The organism is Marinomonas ushuaiensis DSM 15871 (genome assembly GCF_000521805.1).
In the GTDB taxonomy this organism is placed as follows: domain Bacteria; phylum Pseudomonadota; class Gammaproteobacteria; order Pseudomonadales; family Marinomonadaceae; genus Marinomonas; species Marinomonas ushuaiensis.
Genome location: NZ_JAMB01000033.1, coordinates 1 through 959, shown reverse-complemented (window position 1 = coordinate 959; position 959 = coordinate 1). Strand labels below are relative to the sequence as shown.

1 rRNA gene is annotated in these 959 nt (G+C 49.1%); it reads left to right on the top strand.

The annotated features are described in order from the left end of the window. Positions 1-791, top strand: a 23S ribosomal RNA gene (locus MUS1_RS15540); the annotation flags it as partial. Positions 792-959: the final 168 nt, after the last annotated feature.

Genomic DNA, 959 nt, shown 5'->3' with positions numbered 1-959 from the left:
TAGGATAGGTGGGAGGCTTTGAAGATGGGACGCTAGTCTCATTGGAGCCAATCTTGAAATACCACCCTGGTATGTTTGAGGTTCTAACTCAGGTCCATTATCTGGATCGAGGACACTGTGTGGTGGGTAGTTTGACTGGGGCGGTCTCCTCCCAAAGAGTAACGGAGGAGCACGAAGGTGTGCTCAGCATGGTCGGAAATCATGCGTAGAGTGTAAAGGCAAAAGCACGCTTAACTGCGAGACAGACACGTCGAGCAGGTACGAAAGTAGGTCTTAGTGATCCGGTGGTTCTGTATGGAAGGGCCATCGCTCAACGGATAAAAGGTACTCCGGGGATAACAGGCTGATACCGCCCAAGAGTTCACATCGACGGCGGTGTTTGGCACCTCGATGTCGGCTCATCACATCCTGGGGCTGAAGCCGGTCCCAAGGGTATGGCTGTTCGCCATTTAAAGTGGTACGCGAGCTGGGTTTAGAACGTCGTGAGACAGTTCGGTCCCTATCTGCCGTGGACGTTTGAGATTTGAGAGGAGCTGCTCCTAGTACGAGAGGACCGGAGTGGACGAACCTCTGGTGTTCCGGTTGTCACGCCAGTGGCATTGCCGGGTAGCTACGTTCGGACGGGATAACCGCTGAAAGCATCTAAGCGGGAAGCCTCCCTCAAGATAAGATCTCACTGGGACATAAGTCCCCTAAAGAGCCGTTCGAGACTAGGACGTTGATAGGTTGGGTGTGTAAGTGCTGTGAGGCATTGAGCTAACCAATACTAATTGCTCGTGAGGCTTGACCATATAACACCAAAGTGGTTTTGGATGATAAAGTGAAGAGAGAAATAAAGACTCTAAACAAAGCATCAAAACAGAAACACAGATTACGATAAAGCATCAGTAATGATGAGCATCGGTTTAACCTTGATTATTGTTATTTCAAAAAAGAATTGTTAAAGATCCAAGCATGTC